The sequence below is a fragment of the Massilia sp. CCM 8734 genome (assembly GCF_011682155.1).
Lineage (GTDB): Bacteria > Pseudomonadota > Gammaproteobacteria > Burkholderiales > Burkholderiaceae_D > Telluria_A > Telluria_A rubra.
The window spans coordinates 1-2,188 of sequence record NZ_WHJI01000107.1 but is presented as its reverse complement, the minus strand read 5'-3'; the positions used below and the strand labels follow the sequence as shown (position 1 = coordinate 2,188).

Sequence of the window (2,188 nt, the reverse complement as noted above, 5' to 3'; positions counted from 1 at the left end):
ACGGCCGAGAACATATTGATCCACGCCGGCGAAGCCATGATCTTGTCCTGCAGCTTTTCCGCCAGGTCGAACATCGGACTACCCGGCTTGCCCACGCCCTCGATGATCGGCCCCGCCAGCGACTTTGCCAGCTTTCCGGCGATGGACGGATCGTTTTGCAAGTCGCCCAAGGTCAGAAACGCGTCGTCACCCGAACCGACATCGCCATTGCGCACCGCGATGCCGCTCGCCATGGCGCGCAGCACCTCGCGCGTTTGCGGGTCCTTGACGGCCAGAATGGACGCGGTGGAAATTGGTGGTACTGATACAGTCATTTAGATGTCCTTCAAGCCACGGATGGACGCCGCCGCCCGCAGCCGTTTGAATCGGCCGGTGCCGGAAATCTCGAACTTCCACCTGTCGGAGGGTTCAAGGCCAGAATGGCCGTCGCGTGGTTCGGTGGGAAGGTAGAAAGTCGTCTCCCCGCTCCCGACGGTCTTGGTGTATCCCAGCCTGTCTTTCTGGTAGAACCGGATGGTGAAGTCGCCAGTGCATTCAACCTGGGCGACCGCCAGCGCGGCCGGCGCGGCAAGCACGATGTCCCCGGTTGCCCATCGCAGGGGAAGCATGCTGCCCCCACCGAACTGGCGCAGGGTCGTTCCCGTCACAACGTACATTTGGTCCGACGTCGTGAGGACGGCGGCAGTGCTGGCCACCAGCTGCGGCAAGTCCGTCATTTCCCCGCCTTCGGACAGATCGATCATGAACGGCACGAAAGCGCCGGTCTTGGAAAAGACGATCAATTTTCCATCGTAGCGGGCGAACTGCATGCTGGCCAGGCCGGCGCCGCATCGATCGCGCCACACCTCGCGCGTAAAAAAGCGATCGGACAGCGCCATACTTGGCGAACTGCCTTCCACCGCTACAATGCCATCGTGACAGGCGTACAGCGCGCGGCCGGCGATGCTGATCACCGACCATTTGGACGCGCCGGCGTGCGCGATGTCGAGCGGGATCTCGGCCATCGCGTCCGGACTTACCCCGGATATCAGCGACGGCTCGGCGACAGTCGTCACCAGCGCGCCGGCGGCGTGCAGATGGGCGCCAACGATCGTGTGCGGGACCGTGATCATGTAGGCCGGAGGCCATGACCATGGGCGGTAGGCGTCGCTGAACCACAGTTCGCGGCCCTTCCATGCGCACAGAATGCCGTTCCCGATGTTGAAAAGGCCGGTGAGCTGCGGGCTGGGCGGGTAGGCGTTCTCGCTTTGCAGGACCTCGTTCAGCGCGCCGGCGCCGGTCGTGTCGATCGTTTGCACCTTGCCCTCGGTGCCGCTGATGGTTTTTACAAAAAAGTATTCCTCGCTTGCCCCGCCCTGGCGGTACAGCCGTGCCCCGGTGATGGGCACGTAGTCGCCGGTCCCGTCGAACGTCACTTCGACCGTCACCTTGCTGGAAGTGGTCACGCCGGCGACCGTGATCGCCTTCACCTCGATCATCGCCGCTTCGCTGGGCGGGCCCTGCTCCTGGTACACGTTGGCGTAGGTGTAGGTGTAGGTGCGGTTTTCAGTGCCGGTGACGACTGACGACTTGAAGGTTGCATCCGCGGACAGCTGCGCGGCCGTCAGGCGTGCCTGATAGGTGTCTGCCGGCGTGGCCTCCACGGTGGCGATTGGGCCTTTCGGTGCAACCGGGTGCTCGACGTTGATGCGGGGCGGCGTGATTGGCCGCGGCACGCCGACGCGAAAACTGGTCGACGGCGGCGCGCCGCTGATGGTGGCCAGCGAGATCGGCGCCACGCGGAAGTCGCTCCCGGTGGTGTAGTACAGCCGGTCGCTGGCCGGGCCATTCTGCAGGGGGCTGATAACGGCGTCAACGTCCTCGGGCCACACGTAGAAGCGCAAGCCGTCAACGCTAAAAACCGAGCGCGCGGCGATCGCCAGGTCGCGCAACTTGAAGTCGCCGCGCAGCGAGCGCAGTTCGTTGTAGCCGAAGTCGACGTTTTCGGCGACTGCGGCCGCGTTGATGGGCAGATCGGTCAGCGGCACGCGCGGCAGCAGGCCACCGAATTTGCGCAGGTTGATTGGGGGGCTCACTCGGGGACATCCTTCACTTGACCGCCGTTCATCACGGCTTGCAGGCCGACATAGGCTTCGCGCAGGCCAAGGGCCTGTTCGCGCCAGGCGAAGCAGGAACGCGCGTTGTGGGC

Annotated in this window: 2 protein-coding genes; both read right to left on the bottom strand. The window is 64.4% G+C overall.

All coding sequences use genetic code 11. The annotated features are described in order from the left end of the window. Positions 1 to 314 (bottom strand): hypothetical protein (locus F2P46_RS35525; protein WP_166899197.1); only part of this gene is annotated, 314 nt, incomplete at its 3' end. Beyond that, positions 315 to 2,075, bottom strand: coding sequence for a hypothetical protein (locus tag F2P46_RS35520; RefSeq protein WP_166899195.1), 1,761 nt, complete (start codon positions 2,073 to 2,075; stop codon positions 315 to 317). Between the last annotated feature and the right edge of the window lie 113 nt (positions 2,076 to 2,188).